A 16,637-nucleotide genomic window follows, 5' to 3' on the forward strand; every position below is an offset into this window, starting at 1 on the left:
GCCGGTTGCGCGCCCGGCATACCCTCGTGACGTGCCTTCAGACCCCGAGACGAAACCGGCCCCATCCGCGCGGAAGGCCGGTGTCCTGCCGCTGGTGTCGATCGGGGCGCTCCTGGCCGCGGTGGTGGCCGTCGGCCTGGTCGCGCTGACCGGTGGCGCTGGTTACGTCATCGCCGGACTCCCGGACCCGGGGCTGGTGACCCGCTACGGCATCACCGTCGTCCGGGTGCTCGCGGAGGCGGCTTCGGTGCTGTGCGTGGGTTCGCTGCTGCTCGCCGCGTTCCTCGTCCCGCCGCAGAAATCCGGCACGCTGGCGGCCGACGGTTACGCGGCCATCCGCGTCGCGGGCGCCGCCGCGTGGGTCTGGTTCTTCGCGGCCGCCGCGTCGATCTTCTTCTCCGCCGCCGACGGCGCGGGGCGCCCGTTCACCGAGGTGCTCTCGCCGCAGGTGCTGATCGACCTCGTGGACGCCATCGAGCAGCCCAAAGCCTGGCTGTTCACCGCGTTGATCGCGCTGCTGGTCGCGCTCGGCTGCCGTCTCGCGCTGACCTGGGGCTGGACGACGGTGGTCTTCTTCCTGTCCGTCGGCGGCCTCGTGCCGGTCGCGGTCACGGGGCATTCCGCGAGCGGCGGCTCGCACGACATGGCGACCAACAGCCTGCTGTACCACCTGGTCGCCGCCGCGTTGTGGGTCGGCGGCCTGGTGGCGCTGCTCGCGCTCGGCTGGCGCCGCGGCGAGAACCTCAAGCTCGCCGCGACGCGGTTTTCCAAGCTGGCACTGGTCTGCTGGATCGTGATGGCGGTCTCCGGCATCGTCAACGCGCTGGTGCGGATCAGGATCGCCGACCTGTTCACCACGGACTACGGCCTGCTGGTGGTCGCGAAGATCGTCGCGCTGCTGCTGCTCGGCGTCTTCGGGCATCAGCAACGGCAGAAGGGCGTCGCCGGGCTGGTGAACGGCGCCGGCGGCGGTCAGTTGCTGCGGCTCGCCGCGGTCGAGGTGCTGATCATGTTCATCACGATCGGCATCGCCACCGGACTCGCGAAGACCCCGCCGCCGCAGGAATCGCTCATCCAGCCGTCGACCACGGAACTGTTGATCGGCTACGACCTCTACGGTCCGCCGACCGTCTTCCGGCTGCTCACGGACTGGCGGTTCGACCTCGTCTACGGCACCCTCGCGCTCGTTCTCGCCGGGCTGTACCTCGCCGGGGTCCGGCGGCTGCGGCGCCGCGGCGACACCTGGGCCACCGGCCGGACGGTCGCCTGGCTCGGGGGCTGTTTCGTGCTGCTGATCGCGACGTCGTCCGGCATCGGGCGGTACGCGCCCGCGATGTTCAGCGTGCACATGGGCAACCACATGTTGCTGTCCATGGTGGCGCCGGTGCTGTTCGTGCTCGGCGGACCCGTGACGCTCGCGCTGCGCGCGCTGCCCGCGGCGGGCAAGGACGCCCCGCCCGGACCGCGTGAATGGCTGCTCGCGTTCGTGCACTCGCCGCTTTCCCGGTTCCTGACGCATCCGATCGTCGCGCTGCTGCTGTTCGTCGGTTCCTTCTACGGCCTGTACTTCTCGGGCCTGTTCGACGCCGCGCTGAACTACCACTGGGCACATCTGGCGATGAACGCGCACTTCCTGCTCGCCGGGTACGTCTTCTACTGGCCGGTGATCGGTGTCGACCCGGCGCCACGACGGCTCCCGCCGCTGGGACGGCTGGGGATGATGTTCGCCGCCATGCCGTTCCACGCGTTCTTCGGCATCGCGCTGATGAGCATGCAGACCGTGCTCGGGCAGGACTTCTACCGCGGGCTGAAACTGCCGTGGGTCACCGATCTGCTGACCGATCAGCGGCTCGGCGGCGGGATCGCGTGGGCGTCCGGTGAGCTGCCGGTGCTGCTGGTGCTCGTCGCGCTGCTGGTGCAGTGGGCGCGTCAGGACGAGCGGGAGGCGCGGCGCCGGGATCGCCGCGAGGAGGCCTCGGGCGACGCGGATCTGAACGCCTACAACGCGATGCTGAAGAAACTCGCCGATCAGGGTCGGGGGCCTGGCTCCGGCTCGTAGCGCTTTGGCCGCAACAGGACAAGCGGGCCGCGGCGCCTTCCACGGTGGGAACCTGGGTTTCAGTGCAGGTTCACCATCGTGGGGAGAGCGCAGTGGCAGACGTCGGAGCGGCCGTCCGCAAGCTTCTGGAGCAACGGAACCTTTTTCTCAAAACAGAGCACGACGGTCCCGAAAAGATCGTGTACGTGTGCGTCGACGACGGAGAGCCCGGCGGTTACCCCGTCGGCCATGCCATCGGGACCGCCGGAGGGGTGTGGCTCGCGTACGCCCGGGTCCCCCAGGGAACCTACTTCGATTCGGCGCAGGTGGCCGTCGGGTTGCCGACGTGTGACGCGGCCGTCCGCGCCGTCCTCGACCACGCTCGATACGCCGACTACCTCCGTGCCGTCGAACGGAGTCCCGGCAGGGCCACGAAGACGTACACCGCCGTGGTGGACCCAGGACACGCCGAATGGCTCGCCAAGCTCGAAGAACCGCGGGGCATCACCAGGCTCAGCGACGACAAGGTCCGGTTCACCGAGTCCGCGGTCGCCTACCTGCGAAACCCGCCGCCACCGCTCTCGCTTTTCGTCGAAGTCCAGGGCGACCAGCTGATCCTCGATTTCACGACGTACAAGCTGACGCGGGACCGGTAAGTCCGCTACCACATCTCCGTCGCTGTTGCCGTTTTCCGGTCCGAGTTGTCCACAGGAAGCCCACATCGCCCGGAGTTGTCCACAGATCCGGCTCACGTCCTTTTACGCCCTTGATCCGGGGCAGTCTGTGATCAAGGGAAACACCGGGAAGGTCCCGGGTCGAGGAGAAGGGCGAGTGTGATGGCGATGGGCGAAACGTGGGTGACCATGATCGGCAACCTGACCAGCGAACCGATCCACCATCCGGAGCGGGTGCACGGGCACGACGTCGTGTCGTTCGGCTTGCGCAGTGTCGAGCGCCGGTACGACAAGGAAAGAGGGGAGTGGGGCGAGGGGCGGCAGCTCGCGGTCAAGGTCACCTGCTGGCGCAAGCTGGCGATGGCGGCGTTCTCCTGCCTGAGCAAGGGCGACCCGGTGATCGTGGCCGGGCGGCTTCGCGGTGCCGAGACGGCGGAGGAGATCCCGGCACCTCTGGGTCTACCTGAGCTTGAGGCCTTCTCCATCGGCCCCAACCTCGCGCGGTGCTCGGCCGAGATCCACCGGATGGGACGGGATCGGCCCAGGGCGATCCCGTCGGTACCGCCGCCCGCGGGGAATCCCATGGTCATCGCACTGGAGGACGCACCCGTGGGGTGAGGTGCCGATGCTCACTCAGTGATATCGGGCTGACTGTCGGTAGCTCGGTGGTGACCGCCGTCAAGGCCGCGATCGGCTCGCTCTACGATCGTTTGTATGGCCGAGTTCATCTACACCATGAAGAAGGTGCGCAAGACCGTCGGGGACAAGGTCATCCTCGACGACGTCAGCACCGCGTTCTACCCCGGCGCCAAGATCGGCGTGGTGGGGCCGAACGGCGCGGGTAAGTCCACCGTTCTGAAGATCATGGCGGGGATCGAGCAGGCCAGTAACGGCGAAGCCTTCCTCCAGCCTGGCGCCAGCGTCGGCATCCTCATGCAGGAGCCGGAGCTCAACGAGGAAAAGACCGTCCGAGAGAACGTCGAAGAGGGCCTGGGCGACATCAAGGTCAAGCTCAATCGCTTCAACGAGGTCGCCGAGCTCATGGCGACCGACTACAGCGACGAGCTGATGGAGGAGATGGGCAAGCTCCAGGAGGAGCTCGACCACGCCGACGCTTGGGAGATCGACTCCACGGTCGAGCAGGCGATGGACGCCCTGCGCTGCCCGCCGCCGGACGAGCCGGTCACCCACCTCTCCGGTGGTGAGCGCCGCCGGGTCGCGCTGTGCAAGCTGCTCCTGTCCGCGCCCGACCTGCTGCTCCTCGACGAGCCCACCAACCATCTGGACGCCGAAAGCGTGCTGTGGCTGGAACAGTTCCTGGCGAACTACGCCGGCGCCGTCCTCGCCGTCACGCACGACCGGTACTTCCTGGACAACGTCGCCGAGTGGATCATGGAGCTCGACCGCGGCCGTGTCGTCGGCTACGAGGGCAACTACTCGACGTACCTGGAGAAGAAGCGCGAGCGCCTCGAAGTCCAGGGCAAGAAGGACGCCAAGCTCGCGAAGCGGCTGAAGTCCGAGCTCGACTGGGTCCGGTCCAACGCCAAGGCGCGTCAGACCAAGTCGCGGTCCCGGCTCGACCGCTACGAGGAGATGGCCGCGGAGGCGGACAAGCACCGCAAGCTCGACTTCGAAGAGATCCAGATCCCGCCGGGGCCCCGGCTGGGCAGCGTGGTCGTCGAGGTCGAGAAGCTGCGCAAGGGTTTCGACGACCGTGTGCTGATCGACGGGCTGTCGTTCGACCTGCCGCGCAACGGCATCGTCGGCGTGATCGGGCCGAACGGTGTCGGCAAGACGACCCTGTTCAAGACGATCGTCGGGCTCGAGGAGCCGGACGACGGCCGGGTCAAGATCGGCGAGACGGTCAAACTGTCCTATGTGGACCAGAACCGCGGCGGGATCGACCCGAAGAAGACGGTATGGGAGTTGGTTTCGGACAAGCTGGACTACATCCACGTCGGGCAGACCGAAATGCCTTCGCGTGCCTATGTCAGCGCGTTCGGTTTCAAGGGCCCGGACCAGCAGAAGCCGGCGGGCGTGCTCTCCGGCGGTGAGCGCAACCGGCTGAACCTGGCGCTGACCCTCAAGCAGGGCGGGAACCTGATCCTGCTCGACGAGCCGACGAACGACCTGGACGTCGAGACCCTGGGCTCGCTGGAGAACGCTCTCGAGCAGTTCCCCGGTTGCGCCGTGGTCATCTCGCACGACCGGTGGTTCCTCGACCGGGTCGCGACGCACATCCTCGCCTGGGAAGGCACGGACGAGAACCCCTCGCAATGGTTCTGGTTCGAAGGTAACTTCGAGGGCTACGAGAAGAACAAGGTCGAGCGTCTCGGTGCCGAGGCGGCTCGTCCGCACCGCGTCACCCATCGCAAGCTGACCCGCGACTGAGGGCCGGGGGTTCCCCGTGGAAGCCAGCAAGCGCCAACGGCCGGGCTCGCCCACCACCATGGTGGGTGGGCGGACGGCTGCCACCGGGGGAACCCTGTCCGCTGTCGGCAGGTTGATCGAACGCGCGGACGCCCTGCACCTCAGGGCGCCCGAGCTCGCCCTGGTCCTCGGGGAGCGCGCGGCCGCGCTCGCCGAGGCCGCCGGGGCCGACGAGCAGTGGATCCGCGCGGAGAGCCTGGTGGTGAGCGCCCGGGTGCGGCTCGGTGGCCGTCCCCGGACGGTCGGCCGCGCCGTGGCCGCCCTGCGTGCCGCGGAACACGCGGGCTACGGCGACATCGCCGCCCGGCTGAGGATCGACTTGGCGGTCTGCGCGCGCAGCGTCGGCATCCCGCTGACCGGGCTGGCCGCGTTGCGTCCGTTGCTGGCGGATCCGGCGGTTTCGCCGTCGCACCGCGCCGAGGCGTTGTGCCACCTCGTCGGCTGTCTGGCGCAGTTCGGCCGGAAGGCGGAGCTGGACCGGGTGCTCGCCGAGGCGGACAAGCTCGTGCTTGGCGACGGCTCGATGACAGCGGACTCGCAGCTGCTGATCCGCGCGATGCTGCGGGTCGGGGTGTCGGCGCACCGTCGCCGTCACGGAGACCTGACGGCGGCCGCCGATGCCGCGCGGACCGGGCTGGGCATGCTCGAAAAGCTCGGAAACCCCGAGGACGACGGCGGTCTCGTCCGGATCAGGCTGATCCTGCAACTGGTCTGCACGTTGCTGGACCGGGGCGACGCGGAGATGGCGCTGGAGGTCGCGCAGCCGATCCTCGATGCCCCCGTCCGGGCCGCGGGCATCGCCCCGGCCGCGTGGCTGCGGCTGGCGGTGGCCACCCGTGTCCTGCTGCCCGCGGGATCCGGTGAGGCCGCGGGGATGCTCGTCCGCGAGGCGGTCGCCGGGACCGGGGACCACGACCTGCACGCCGTCACGGCACGGCTGTGGCTGGAGCTCGCGCAGATCGAGGAACGGCTCGGCCGGGCCGAAGAGGCCATCGGCTGCCTGCACCGTTCGCGGGCCGCCGAGCATCTGCACGCCCGTGCGCGCAGGCAGGCGTGCAATGTCCTGGTCGGCGAGTTCGGCTCCGCCGAGAACGCCGCTGTCGACCTCGACGACGTCCTGCGGTCCGTCGCCGCGCGGTCGTCCGCCGTGCCCACACCGCCGTCCGCTCCGACGCCGGTTCCCGCGCCGGAAGCGGCCGAAGTGACCGCGGTGATGCCGCCGATCGACGTGGCACCGCCGAAGCGGGCCGCGGCCGAGCCGCCGGTCCGTCGCGAGTCGCGGCCCGTGCGGCAGAGCAGGCCGGCGGAACCCGCGCCGGTGCGGCAGGCTCAGGTCGAGCCGCCGCGTCCCGCCGAACCTTCGCGTCAAGCCGAGCCACCGCGTCCGGTGGAGCGTCCTGCGGTGCCGGTCGCGGAAAAGACCGAAGCGCCGGTATTGAAGCCGCCGTCCCGTCCGGAGCCCGCTCGGGAAGTGGCGGCGTCCGACAGCGACTGGCGTCGTCGGGTGCCGAAGAAGGTCAAGCCGTCGATCAGGTTCGAGCCCAAGGCCGAACCCGCCGCGCCGAAACTGATGCCGCCGCCGAAACCGGAACCCGCGCCACAGGCCGTTTCGCGTCCGGTAGCGGAGTCCGGGCGTCGACGCCGTCCGGAGACTCCTGCGGCTCGCGAGGCCGTCAAGTCCGAACCAACGGTCGCCCAGCCGGAAACCCCGGCCGCGCGGCGGCGGCCCGACGCCGAGGCGCCTGTCCAGGCCGAGACGCCTGCGCGGCCAGAGGCGCCCGTGCGGCCCGAGACTCCTGCCCGGACCGAGGAGCCGGCGGCTTCGGAAGCCGTCGTCCCGGAATTGCTTCTCGCTCCCGAGCCCGCGGCCGAGCCCCGGCCGCGGATGGCGGCGGAGGCCTCGCCGCCGCGTCCGCCCGGTACCGCCGCGCCGTTGTGGGAGAGCGACGAGTGGGCGGCCGAAGAGCGCGCTCGCCGGTCTTCGGCGCCCGCTTCGCGCAAGACCAGGCACGACGCCGAACACGGTTCCGTGGCGGCGAAATCGGTGCTGGACCGGCTCGGGATCTCGAGCACCGGCGGACAGGGGGGTGGCCGTCGCCGTGCGGACGGCGCCGCGGATCCCGTGCACCCCGAGCCCGTGATCGAAGAACGCGCCGACACCGGCCGTGCCCGCCGGGAACAGCCTCCGGTCGAGTACAGCGAACCCGCCGTCCCACTCGCTCCGCCGCCTCGGGAAGATCCGTCGCCTGGCGGCGGTGCCCAGGAGAACCCGCGCCCGACCGCCAAGGAAGAGGTCGCGGATCCCTGGCTGCCGCGGTTGCGGATGCCACCGGCGTTGGACCCGCTGACCGACACCGGTTCCTGGCGGCCGATCACGCCGTTCCCGGAGAGCTACGCCCGCGCGATCGCGGAGGACGAACCGCCGCCGGACGCCGGTCTCGCCGACCTGCTCGCCCGCGCGCTCGCCGAACATCAGGCGGGCACCGCCAGCGCCGCCGCTCTCGTGAAGCAGCTCGGCTCCCAGGACTCGGGAAAGCGTCCGGTCAACGGCCACGACCGGCACCGCGCCAACGGGAGCGACTGACCCCGGCGGTAGCAAAGGTCCCTTGCTCACCGCGAGGGGAGACGCAGTCGGCTTGAACGATTCAGCTGACCGGGTGAGATCGCTCGCCGAGGCGTCGCGCGGCAATGGGTGCTGGTCACCCCGGTGCGGCCAGGTGTCGGCCGGCCCGGACAGACCGCCGATGTGACCGGCGAGTAGCTGAACCGATCACGGCGATTCCGGTATCTGAGCAGGGAAATCTTCGACGGGCGGGAATGACCCGGCCTTGTGGAGCCGACTGTCCGGAGCTGTAGGTTGGGTCTTGGCCGGTACAGAGTCGTGCCGGTCGCGGTGTCAATCTCGCTACAGTGGAGAGTTGCCTCAAATGAGCTCGACGGGAGTCTCGTCCCCGCCCGGAAAAGATGTCGGCACCGAGGATGGCGCCCGGCGCCGGTCGGCGAACCCGGAGCAGATCCGGGACGACCTGATCGACGCCGCCGCGGCGTACGCCCCGGAGATCGGCGACTTGATCCGCTTGTACTACCGGCACATCCCGGCCGAAGAGATTCTCGGTGACGACCCGGTCGACCTCGTCGGCGCCGTCCGTTCGCACCTGCAGCTCGCGAAGGACCGGATGCCCGGCCGCCCCGCGGTGCGGTTGCTGAACCCGACGGGGCCCGAAGACGGCTGGACGCGTGAGGCCACCGTCGTGCAGGTCGTCACGGACGACATGCCGTACCTCGTGGATTCGGTCGCGGCCGAGTTCGCGCGGGACGGGGTGCAGGTGCAGCGCATCGTGCACCCGATCGTGGTGGTGACCCGCGATCTGACCGGTGAGCTGCTGGAGGTCCACCCGGACGCCGACCCGGCGGAGCCGCCGGCGAATTCGGCCGCCGAGTCGTGGATGTACATCGAGATCGACCTGGTCACGGACCCGAACCGGGCCCGCGAGCTGGACAACCGGCTGTCTTCGGTGCTGGGTGACGTCCGCGAGGTCGTCGAGGACACCGACAAGATGACGGAGACGGCGCGCCGCCTGGCCGACGAGCTGGACGGGAACCCGCCGCGGCTGCCCGGGCACGAGGTCGCGGAGGGCGCCCGGCTGCTGCGCTGGCTGGCCGAGGGCCACTTCACGTTCCTCGGCTACCGCCGTTACGAGCTGATCGACAACCCGCACCCGGACAGCGACGAACCCGCCCTGCGCGCGGTCCTCGCCACCGGGCTGGGCGTGCTGCGCCAGGACAGCCTGGCCGCGCGCAGCCTCACCGCCGGTCCGGACACGGCGGCCTCCGCGCTCGCGCCGACGCTGCTGGTGCTGACCCAGGCGAGTGCGCCGTCCACCGTGCACCGCCCGGTGTATCCGTACTACGTCGGCGTGAAAACGTTCGACGACAACGGGAACGTCACCGGCGAGCACCGGTTCCTCGGCATGTTCACCACCACCGCGCTGCACGAGAACGTGCTCGACATCCCGGTGGTCTGCAACCGGGTCCGCGAGGTCATCCACCGCGCGGGCTTCCCGATGGAGTCCTTCTCCGGCCAGCGGATGCTCGAAGTGCTGCAGAACTGGCCGCGCGCGGACCTCTTCTCGGCCGACACCGACTCGCTCTACTCGACGACGACGGGCGCGATCACGCTTTCGGATCGCAGACGGCTGCGCCTGTTCCTGCGCCGCGACCCGTACGGCCGTTTCTACTCGTGCCTCGTGTACCTCCCGCGTGACCGCTACACGACCCGTTCGCGGCTCGCGATGCAGGAGGTCCTGCTCGAAGAGCTCGAAGGCACGCAACTGGAGTACAGCGCGCGCATCGGCGAGACCGTGCTCGCGCAGGTGCACTTCATCGTGCACACCGATCCGTCGCAGCGCTCCGAACCGGACACCCTGCGCATCCAGGAACGGCTCAACGAAGCCGTTCGCAGCTGGGACGACCGGATGGTCGAGGCGATCCTCGCCGAGCGCCGCGAGCGCGCCGGCGACAGCGGCGTCGCGATCGGCCTGCTGGTCGAGGAGTCCGCGGGCGAGCAGGGGCAGCGGTTCGCCGCGGTGTTCCCCGAGGGCTACAAGGAGGACTTCACCGCGCTCGAAGCGCTCGCGGACCTCCGCGCCCTGGAGTCGCTGACCGACGAGGGCGACCTCTCGATGTCGTTCTACCTGCCCGCCGACGCCGAGGCGGGGGAGCGGCGCTTCAAGCTGTACCTGCGCGGCGAGGGCGTCACCCTCTCCCAGGTGCTCCCGGTCCTGCAGCGGATGGGCGTCGAGGTCGTCGACGAGCGGCCGTACGAACTGCGCCGCGAGGACGGCGGCCGGTCCTGGATCTACGACTTCGGCCTGCGGATCGATCCGCAGGTCCTGGACCACGCGGACGACGACCTCCGCACCCGCTTCCAGGACGCCTTCCACGCCGCCTGGCGCGGCGACTGCGAGGTCGACGGCTTCAACGGTCTCGTCCTGCGCGCCGGGCTCACCTGGCGCCAGGCGGCCATCCTGCGGGCGTATTCGCGGTACCTGCGCCAGACGAAGATCCCGTTCTCGCAGGAGTACATCGAGAACACCGTCCTCGCGCACACCGACATCGCCACCGCGCTGGTGCGGCTGTTCGAGACCCGTTTCGACCTCACGCTCGGCGACGAGGCCCGCGCGTCGCAGGCCGATCAGCTCACCACCGAGATCGGCAAGCTGGTCGACGAGGTGACGAGCCTCGACGAGGACCGGATCCTGCGACGGCTGATGGCGGTCATCCTCGCGACCCTGCGCACGAACTACCACGTCACCGACGGGGACGGGAATTCCCGCCAGTACCTGGCGCTCAAGCTCGACCCGAGCGCGGTGCCCGAGCTGCCCGAGCCGCGGCCGAAGTACGAGATCTTCGTGTACTCGCCCCGGATCGAGGGTGTGCACCTGCGCTTCGGCGACGTCGCGCGCGGTGGCCTGCGGTGGTCCGACCGCCGGGAGGACTTCCGCACGGAGATCCTCGGCCTGGTCAAGGCGCAGGCGGTCAAGAACGCGGTCATCGTGCCTGTCGGCGCGAAGGGCGGCTTCGTCGTGAAGCGCCCGCCGACGGCCACGGGTGACGCCGGTCTGGACCGCGACGCCCAGCTGAACGAGGGCATCGCCTGCTACCGGATGTTCATTTCCGGCCTGCTCGACGTGACCGACAACCGGGTCGAGGGCAAGACCGTCCCGGCGCCGCGCGTGGTCCGCCACGACGGCGACGACAGCTACCTCGTGGTCGCCGCGGACAAGGGCACCGCGAAGTTCTCCGACATCGCGAACGAGGTCTCGGCGAACTACGGTTTCTGGCTCGGCGACGCCTTCGCGTCCGGTGGCTCGGTCGGCTACGACCACAAGGCCATGGGCATCACCGCGAAGGGCGCTTGGGAGAGCGTCAAGCGGAACTTCCGCGAGCTGGGCAAGGACACCCAGACCGAGGACTTCACCGTCGTCGGCATCGGCGACATGATGGGTGACGTCTTCGGCAACGGAATGCTGCTCTCGGAGCACATCCGGCTCGTGGCCGCGTTCAACCACATGCACATCTTCCTCGACCCGAACCCGGATTCGGCGACCTCGTTCGCCGAGCGGCGCAGGCTGTTCGATCTGCCGCGTTCGTCGTGGGAGGACTACGACCGCTCGCTGATCAGCGAAGGCGGCGGGATCTACTCGCGCTCGGCGAAGACGATCCCGATCAGCCCGCAGGTCCGCGAGGCGCTCGGCCTCGGTGACGACGTCACGAAACTGGCGCCCAACGACCTGATGCAGGCGATCCTGCTGGCACCGGTCGAGCTGCTGTGGAACGGCGGCATCGGCACCTACGTCAAGGCCGAGAACGAGACCCACGCCGACGCCGGGGACAAGGCCAACGACGCCCTGCGCGTCAACGGCAACCAGCTTCGCGTCAAGGTCGTCGGCGAGGGCGGGAACCTGGGCCTGACCCAGCTCGGCCGGATCGAGTTCGCCCGCGCGGGCGGCAAGATCAACACCGACGCGCTCGACAACTCGGCGGGCGTCGACTGCTCCGACCACGAGGTCAACATCAAGATCCTGCTGGATCACCTGGTCTCGACCGGATCGCTGGGCGCCGAGCAGCGCAACGAACTGCTCGAGCAGATGACCGACGAGGTCGGCGAGCTGGTGCTGGCCGACAACTACCGGCAGAACGCCGTGCTCGGGGTCAGCCGGGCGCACGCCGGCCCGATGGTCTCGGTGCACCAGCGGCTCGTCGCGGCGCTCGTCGCGAAGGGCGCTTTCGACCGCAAGCTCGAAGCGCTGCCGAGTTCGGCGGAGTTCCGTGCCCTGGAGAAGGCGGGCGAGGGCCTCACTTCGCCGGAGTTGGCGACGCTGCTCGCGCACGTCAAGCTCGACCTGAAGGACGAGCTGCTGGCCAGCGAGCTGCCGGACTCCGAGGTGTTCTCGCGCCGTCTGCCCGAGTACTTCCCGAAGCCGCTTCGGGAGCGCTTCGGCGACGCGATCTTCCAGCACCCGCTGAAGCGCGAGATCATCACGACGATGGTGGCCAACGAGGTCGTCGACGGCGCCGGGATCTCGTACGTCTTCCGCCTGATGGAGGAGATGAACGCGACCGCGACCGACGCCGTCCGCGCGTACGCCGTGGTCACCCACGTGTACGACCTGCCCTCGCTGTGGGCCCAGATCGACGCGCTGGACAACGTCGTGGCGACCGAGGTCGCGGACGAGATGATGCTCGAGACCCGCAGGCTGCTCGACCGGGCCGCCCGCTGGTTCCTCACCAACCGGCCGCAGCCGCTGGCCCCGCTCGCCGAGATCAACCGGTTCGGCCGGGTCGTCGGCGAGCTGGCCCCGAGGGCGCACGAGCTGCTTCGCGGTGTCGAGTGCGCTTCGGTGGACGCGAACACCGAGCGGCTGATCGAGAAGGGCGTTCCGGCGGAACTCGCCGGACGGGTGGCGCTGCTGCTGCACACCTACGGCCTGCTCGACGTCACCGACGTCGCGGAGCTGGCCGAGCAGCAGGCGGGGATCGACGCGGTGCACACCCCGGCGGAGACCGCGGGCCTGTACTACGCGCTGTCCGACCACCTCGGCATCGACAAGATGCTGACGTCGATCAGCGGTCTCGAACGCGGCAACCGCTGGCACGCGCTCGCGCGGCTGGCGCTGCGGGACGACGTCTACGGTTCCTTGCGGACGATCACGCTGGACGCGTTGCGGCACAGCGATTCGGGCACCGACCCGGACGAGAAGATCGCCCACTGGGAGAAGACGAACGCCTCACGGCTGCAGCGGGCCCGTGTCGCGCTGGACGAGATCAGCCAGTTCGGCAAGCTCGACCTGGCGACGCTGTCGGTGGCGGCGAGGCAGATCCGGAGCACGGTGAGGTAGTGAGCTACATTTCCCTGATCCGGCCACGCTGGTCGGATATGGACGTCTACGGGCACGTCAACCACGCGAACATGGTGACCCTGCTCGAAGAGGCACGGATTCCCCTGCTGTTCGGGGACGCCGTCCGGGCAGGGCTCACCGAACTGCCGAAGGGCATCGTGGTGGTGAAGCTGGCCGTCCATTACCGTTCGCCGATCGTGGTGTCCGATCAGGACATCCGGGTGGAGATCTCGTTGAAGGACTTGAAGCACGCCAGCTTCACGCTCGGCTATCGGGTGCACGCCGGGCCCGCCGAGTCCGACAAGGTCGCGGTCACCGCGGAGACGGTGCTCGCGCCGTACGACACCGGGTCGGAGCGGCCCCGGCGGCTGACCGAGGACGAACGCGCCTTCCTGGAGAAGGGGTTCGCGGATGCCTGAGCTCGTCATCCCGGACGCGGGCGACCGCGAAACGCTCGGCGCGTTCGTGGCCAGGGCGGTCCGGCTCGACCAGAACACGCTGGTGCGGCTGCGGCAGCGTGGTGACGGCGTCGTCGAGGCGTGGTGCGCCACGCCGTTCGAGGTCCTCGCCACCAGGGCCGTCGCCGGCGACATCACGCCGTCGGACATCACCGTGTCCGGGAACGAGCTGCTCGCCGCGCTGACCGTCGCCGGCGGCGAGCGGATGGATCCGGGCCCGGCCCGCGACCTGATGTGGCATTCGGAGCTGCCCGCCCCCGGCCGCTGGCAGCTGGTGGACGAACTGCCGGCGACGGTGATCTCGGAGCTGGCCGAGCGCGGGGTCACCCTCGCCCGCGACAACGTCGGCCCGCACGGCACGCCGCCGGCGTCGCTGATGGACCAGGCGGTGCTCACCGTTTCGGGCAACGAGCTGGAGATCAAGGTCCAGATGCGGTGCCTGTTCGCGTTGTCGGGGATGGGTTTCGTGGACTCGTCGATCGACGGTGACGTCGTCCGTGTCACCGCGACGGATTCGTGGATGCGCATCGACGCCCGGTACGGCGCCGTCCTCAAGCGCCGCCACGCGCTTTTGCCGCTGCTGTTCTGACGGCTTTCTTACCGCTTCACGCCGCGGGTGGCTTCCGGCCGCCCGCGGTGTCAGGCTGTCTCCATGACCGACAAGGACGCTGGTAAGGACGGCGAGGACCCGACCGCGGACTTCCTCGCCGAGGTCCGGCCGGAGGAGACTCCGTGGCGGACCGAGCGCCCGCCGGGCGAGGAGGCGCCCGAACGCGCCGAACGCCCGGAGAAGTGGGGCCGCGCCAAGAGTGCCGGACGGGCCGCGGCGAAGGCGGCGCCCTACGTCCAGGCCGCCGCGCTGGCGACCTGGATCGTCTCGGGCACTCTCGACGACGACTCCGGCGACTCCGGTTTCGGCGATATGGGCTCCGGCGACGCCTAGAGCTTCGAGCGCATGGTCTTCATCCGCTCGATCTCGGCGGTCTGGCCGGTGATGACCTCCTGCGCCATCTCCTGCGCCTTGACCTCCACGCCCTTGCCGAGCTGGGCTTCGGCCATCGTCAGCGCGCCCTGGTGATGCGCGATCATCAGGTCGAGGAACAGCTTTTCGAACGCCGCCCCGCTCGCCGCGCGCAGATCCGCCAGCTGGGCCTCGGTCGCCATCCCCGGCATGAGCGCGTGATCGTGCCCTCCGCCGTGCCCGGCGTGCCCTTCGCCCGGCACCGGCTTGCCGCGATCGGCCAGCCAGGTCTTCATCATCGCGACCTCGCCGTCCTGCGCGACGGAGATCCGCCCGGCGATCGCCCGGATCTGCTCGTTCGCCGTCTTGCCCGGCACCAGATCGGTCATCACCTTCGCCTGCTGGTGGTGGGGGATCATCATCGTCATGTACTCGACGTCGGCCTCGTTCGGCTGATCGCGGTCGACCGGGCCGGGGGAGCCGGTGCCCGCCTGCTCGCCGGGTTTGCCGGGGACGATCACCGGAGCGCTCTGCGCCGGTGCGGCGGGCTCCGGTCCACCGGTGCAGCCCGAGACGAGGAAAGCGGCGGCGACCAGCGCCGATGTCAAACTTTTTCGCATCCCGGGAGTTCCTCCGTTGGTCGGTATCTGCTGAGCCTAAATAAGGAATAAGGTCTTCGTAAAGCTGGGTGGAAGGAGAGCCATATCGTGCTGCAGCCTGGGCTGAAACGTCGCTTGACCAGGGTCTTCGTGTCGGCGGCCGCAGTCGCCGCCCTCGGGGCCTCCAGCGCTTTCGTCGCGCCGGCCGTCGTCGCCGAACCGTCGGCGACCACGATCCCGGGTGTGGACGAGATCGTCCACAGCCCGAACCTCCGGTCGATCGCGAACGTCCCGCAGCAGGGACCGTTCACCAAGGACTCGACCGGCACCGACATCGCGTTCACCAAGGGCCACGCGATCATCGGCACCTACGACGGGTTCAACGTCTTCGACGTCCGCAACCCGTACCGCCCGAAGATCGTCAGCCAGGTCCTGTGCCCCGGCGGGCAGAACGACGTGTCGATCTCCGGAGACCTGCTCTTCCTGTCGACCGACTCGTCCCGCAGCGACAACTCGTGCAACAGCGTCGCGAAGCCCGCGTCGGAGAAGTCGGCGTGGGAGGGCATCAAGATCTTCGACATCTCGAACCTCGCGGCGCCGAAGTACGTCGCCGCGGTCGAGACCGACTGCGGTTCGCACACCAACACCCTGGTGCCGGACAAGCGCGGCAAGGACGTCTACATCTACGTCTCGTCGTACGCGCCCGCGGCGAACCTGCCCGACTGCCAGCCGCCGCACGACAAGGTGTCGATCATCAAGGTCCCGGTGAAGGAGCCGGCGAAGGCCTCGCTGGTCGCGACGCCGGTGCTGTTCCCGGACGGCGGCAACGAAGGCGGCCCGAACCCCGACGGCACCCGCCGCTCCGCGACCACGGGCTGCCACGACCTGACGGCGCTGCCGGAGAAGGACCTGATGGCCGGTGCCTGCATGGGTGACGGCGTCCTGATCGACATCTCCGACCGGCTCAAGCCGCGGGTCATCAACCGGGTCCAGGACAACGTGAACTTCGCGTTCTGGCACAGCGCCACCTTCAACAACGACGCCACCAAGGTCGTCTTCACCGACGAACTCGGCGGCGGCGGGATGGCGACCTGCCTGGAGAAGTTCGGCTCCACCCGCGGCGCCAACGGCATCTACCAGATCACCGGCCGCGGCGACGACCGCAAGCTGGAGTTCGTCAGCTACTACAAGATCCCGCGGTTGCAGTCCGAGACCGAGAACTGCGTGGCGCACAACGGTTCGCTGATCCCGGTGCCGGGCAAGGACATCATGGTCCAGTCCTGGTACCAGGGCGGCGTCTCGGTGTGGGACTTCACCGACGCGAAGAACCCGAAGGAGATCGCGTTCTGGGAGCGTGGCCCGCTCTCGAACGAGAAGCTCATCGGCGGTGGGACGTGGTCGACGTACTGGTACAACGGCTACATCTTCTCGTCCGACATCGTGAAGGGCCTGGACGTCCTGGACCTCAACGACTGGCGGACCTTCCCGGCGAAGTTCGTCCGGCAGAACCAGTTCAACGCCCAGACGCAGTACAGGCTGCACCCGGGCATGAACAACTGATCGCCTGAGCGGCCGC

At 69.5% G+C, this 16,637-nt stretch carries 11 protein-coding genes; 10 read left to right on the forward strand and 1 reads right to left on the reverse strand.

The window, feature by feature from the left end; all coding sequences use genetic code 11:
- Positions 1–31: 31 nt before the first annotated feature.
- From ACIRGA_RS25620 to ACIRGA_RS25660, 9 genes are all read left to right on the forward strand, one after another.
- Positions 32–2,059 carry a cytochrome c oxidase assembly protein gene (locus tag ACIRGA_RS25620; protein WP_400945188.1) on the forward strand — a complete coding sequence of 676 codons (2,028 nt, stop codon included), beginning with the start codon at positions 32–34 and terminating at the stop codon, positions 2,057–2,059.
- Positions 2,060–2,151: 92 nt separating this feature from the next.
- Positions 2,152–2,694 (forward strand): hypothetical protein, encoded by a 543-nt coding sequence (locus tag ACIRGA_RS25625; protein WP_400945190.1) that lies wholly within the window; start codon positions 2,152–2,154, stop codon positions 2,692–2,694.
- Positions 2,695–2,880: 186 nt separating this feature from the next.
- On the forward strand, positions 2,881–3,330 hold the full coding sequence (locus ACIRGA_RS25630) for a single-stranded DNA-binding protein (RefSeq protein WP_400945191.1): 450 nt from the start codon (positions 2,881–2,883) through the stop codon (positions 3,328–3,330).
- Positions 3,331–3,426: 96 nt separating this feature from the next.
- Positions 3,427–5,103 carry an energy-dependent translational throttle protein EttA gene (ettA, locus tag ACIRGA_RS25635; protein WP_400945193.1) on the forward strand — a complete coding sequence of 559 codons (1,677 nt, stop codon included), beginning with the start codon at positions 3,427–3,429 and terminating at the stop codon, positions 5,101–5,103.
- Between the two features lie 16 nt (positions 5,104–5,119).
- Positions 5,120–7,726, forward strand: a complete 2,607-nt coding sequence (locus ACIRGA_RS25640) for a hypothetical protein (protein WP_400945195.1) — start codon at positions 5,120–5,122, stop codon at positions 7,724–7,726.
- A gap of 343 nt (positions 7,727–8,069) precedes the next feature.
- Positions 8,070–13,043, forward strand: a complete 4,974-nt coding sequence (locus tag ACIRGA_RS25645; protein WP_400945197.1) for an NAD-glutamate dehydrogenase — start codon at positions 8,070–8,072, stop codon at positions 13,041–13,043.
- Positions 13,043–13,462 carry an acyl-CoA thioesterase gene (locus tag ACIRGA_RS25650; protein WP_400945199.1) on the forward strand — a complete coding sequence of 140 codons (420 nt, stop codon included), beginning with the start codon at positions 13,043–13,045 and terminating at the stop codon, positions 13,460–13,462. Before ACIRGA_RS25645 ends, ACIRGA_RS25650 begins: the two co-directional genes overlap by 1 nt.
- Complete coding sequence (locus tag ACIRGA_RS25655) at positions 13,455–14,090, forward strand: hypothetical protein (protein ID WP_400945201.1); 636 nt, start codon at positions 13,455–13,457, stop codon at positions 14,088–14,090. The genes ACIRGA_RS25650 and ACIRGA_RS25655 overlap by 8 nt, the downstream gene beginning before the upstream one ends.
- Positions 14,091–14,153: 63 nt before the next feature.
- On the forward strand, positions 14,154–14,444 hold the full coding sequence (locus ACIRGA_RS25660; protein ID WP_400945203.1) for a hypothetical protein: 291 nt from the start codon (positions 14,154–14,156) through the stop codon (positions 14,442–14,444).
- Here ACIRGA_RS25660 and ACIRGA_RS25665 read toward each other — a convergent pair.
- Positions 14,441–15,082, reverse strand: coding sequence for a DUF305 domain-containing protein (locus tag ACIRGA_RS25665; protein ID WP_400945205.1), 642 nt, complete (start codon positions 15,080–15,082; stop codon positions 14,441–14,443). The two genes, ACIRGA_RS25660 and ACIRGA_RS25665, sit on opposite strands and share 4 nt — an antisense overlap.
- Before the next feature lie 87 nt (positions 15,083–15,169).
- Between ACIRGA_RS25665 and ACIRGA_RS25670 the strand changes: the two genes are divergently transcribed.
- Positions 15,170–16,621 (forward strand): LVIVD repeat-containing protein, encoded by a 1,452-nt coding sequence (locus ACIRGA_RS25670; protein WP_400945207.1) that lies wholly within the window; start codon positions 15,170–15,172, stop codon positions 16,619–16,621.
- Positions 16,622–16,637 lie beyond the last annotated feature (16 nt).

The organism is Amycolatopsis sp. NPDC102389, from assembly GCF_044765885.1.
Taxonomy (GTDB): Bacteria; Actinomycetota; Actinomycetes; order Mycobacteriales; family Pseudonocardiaceae; genus Amycolatopsis.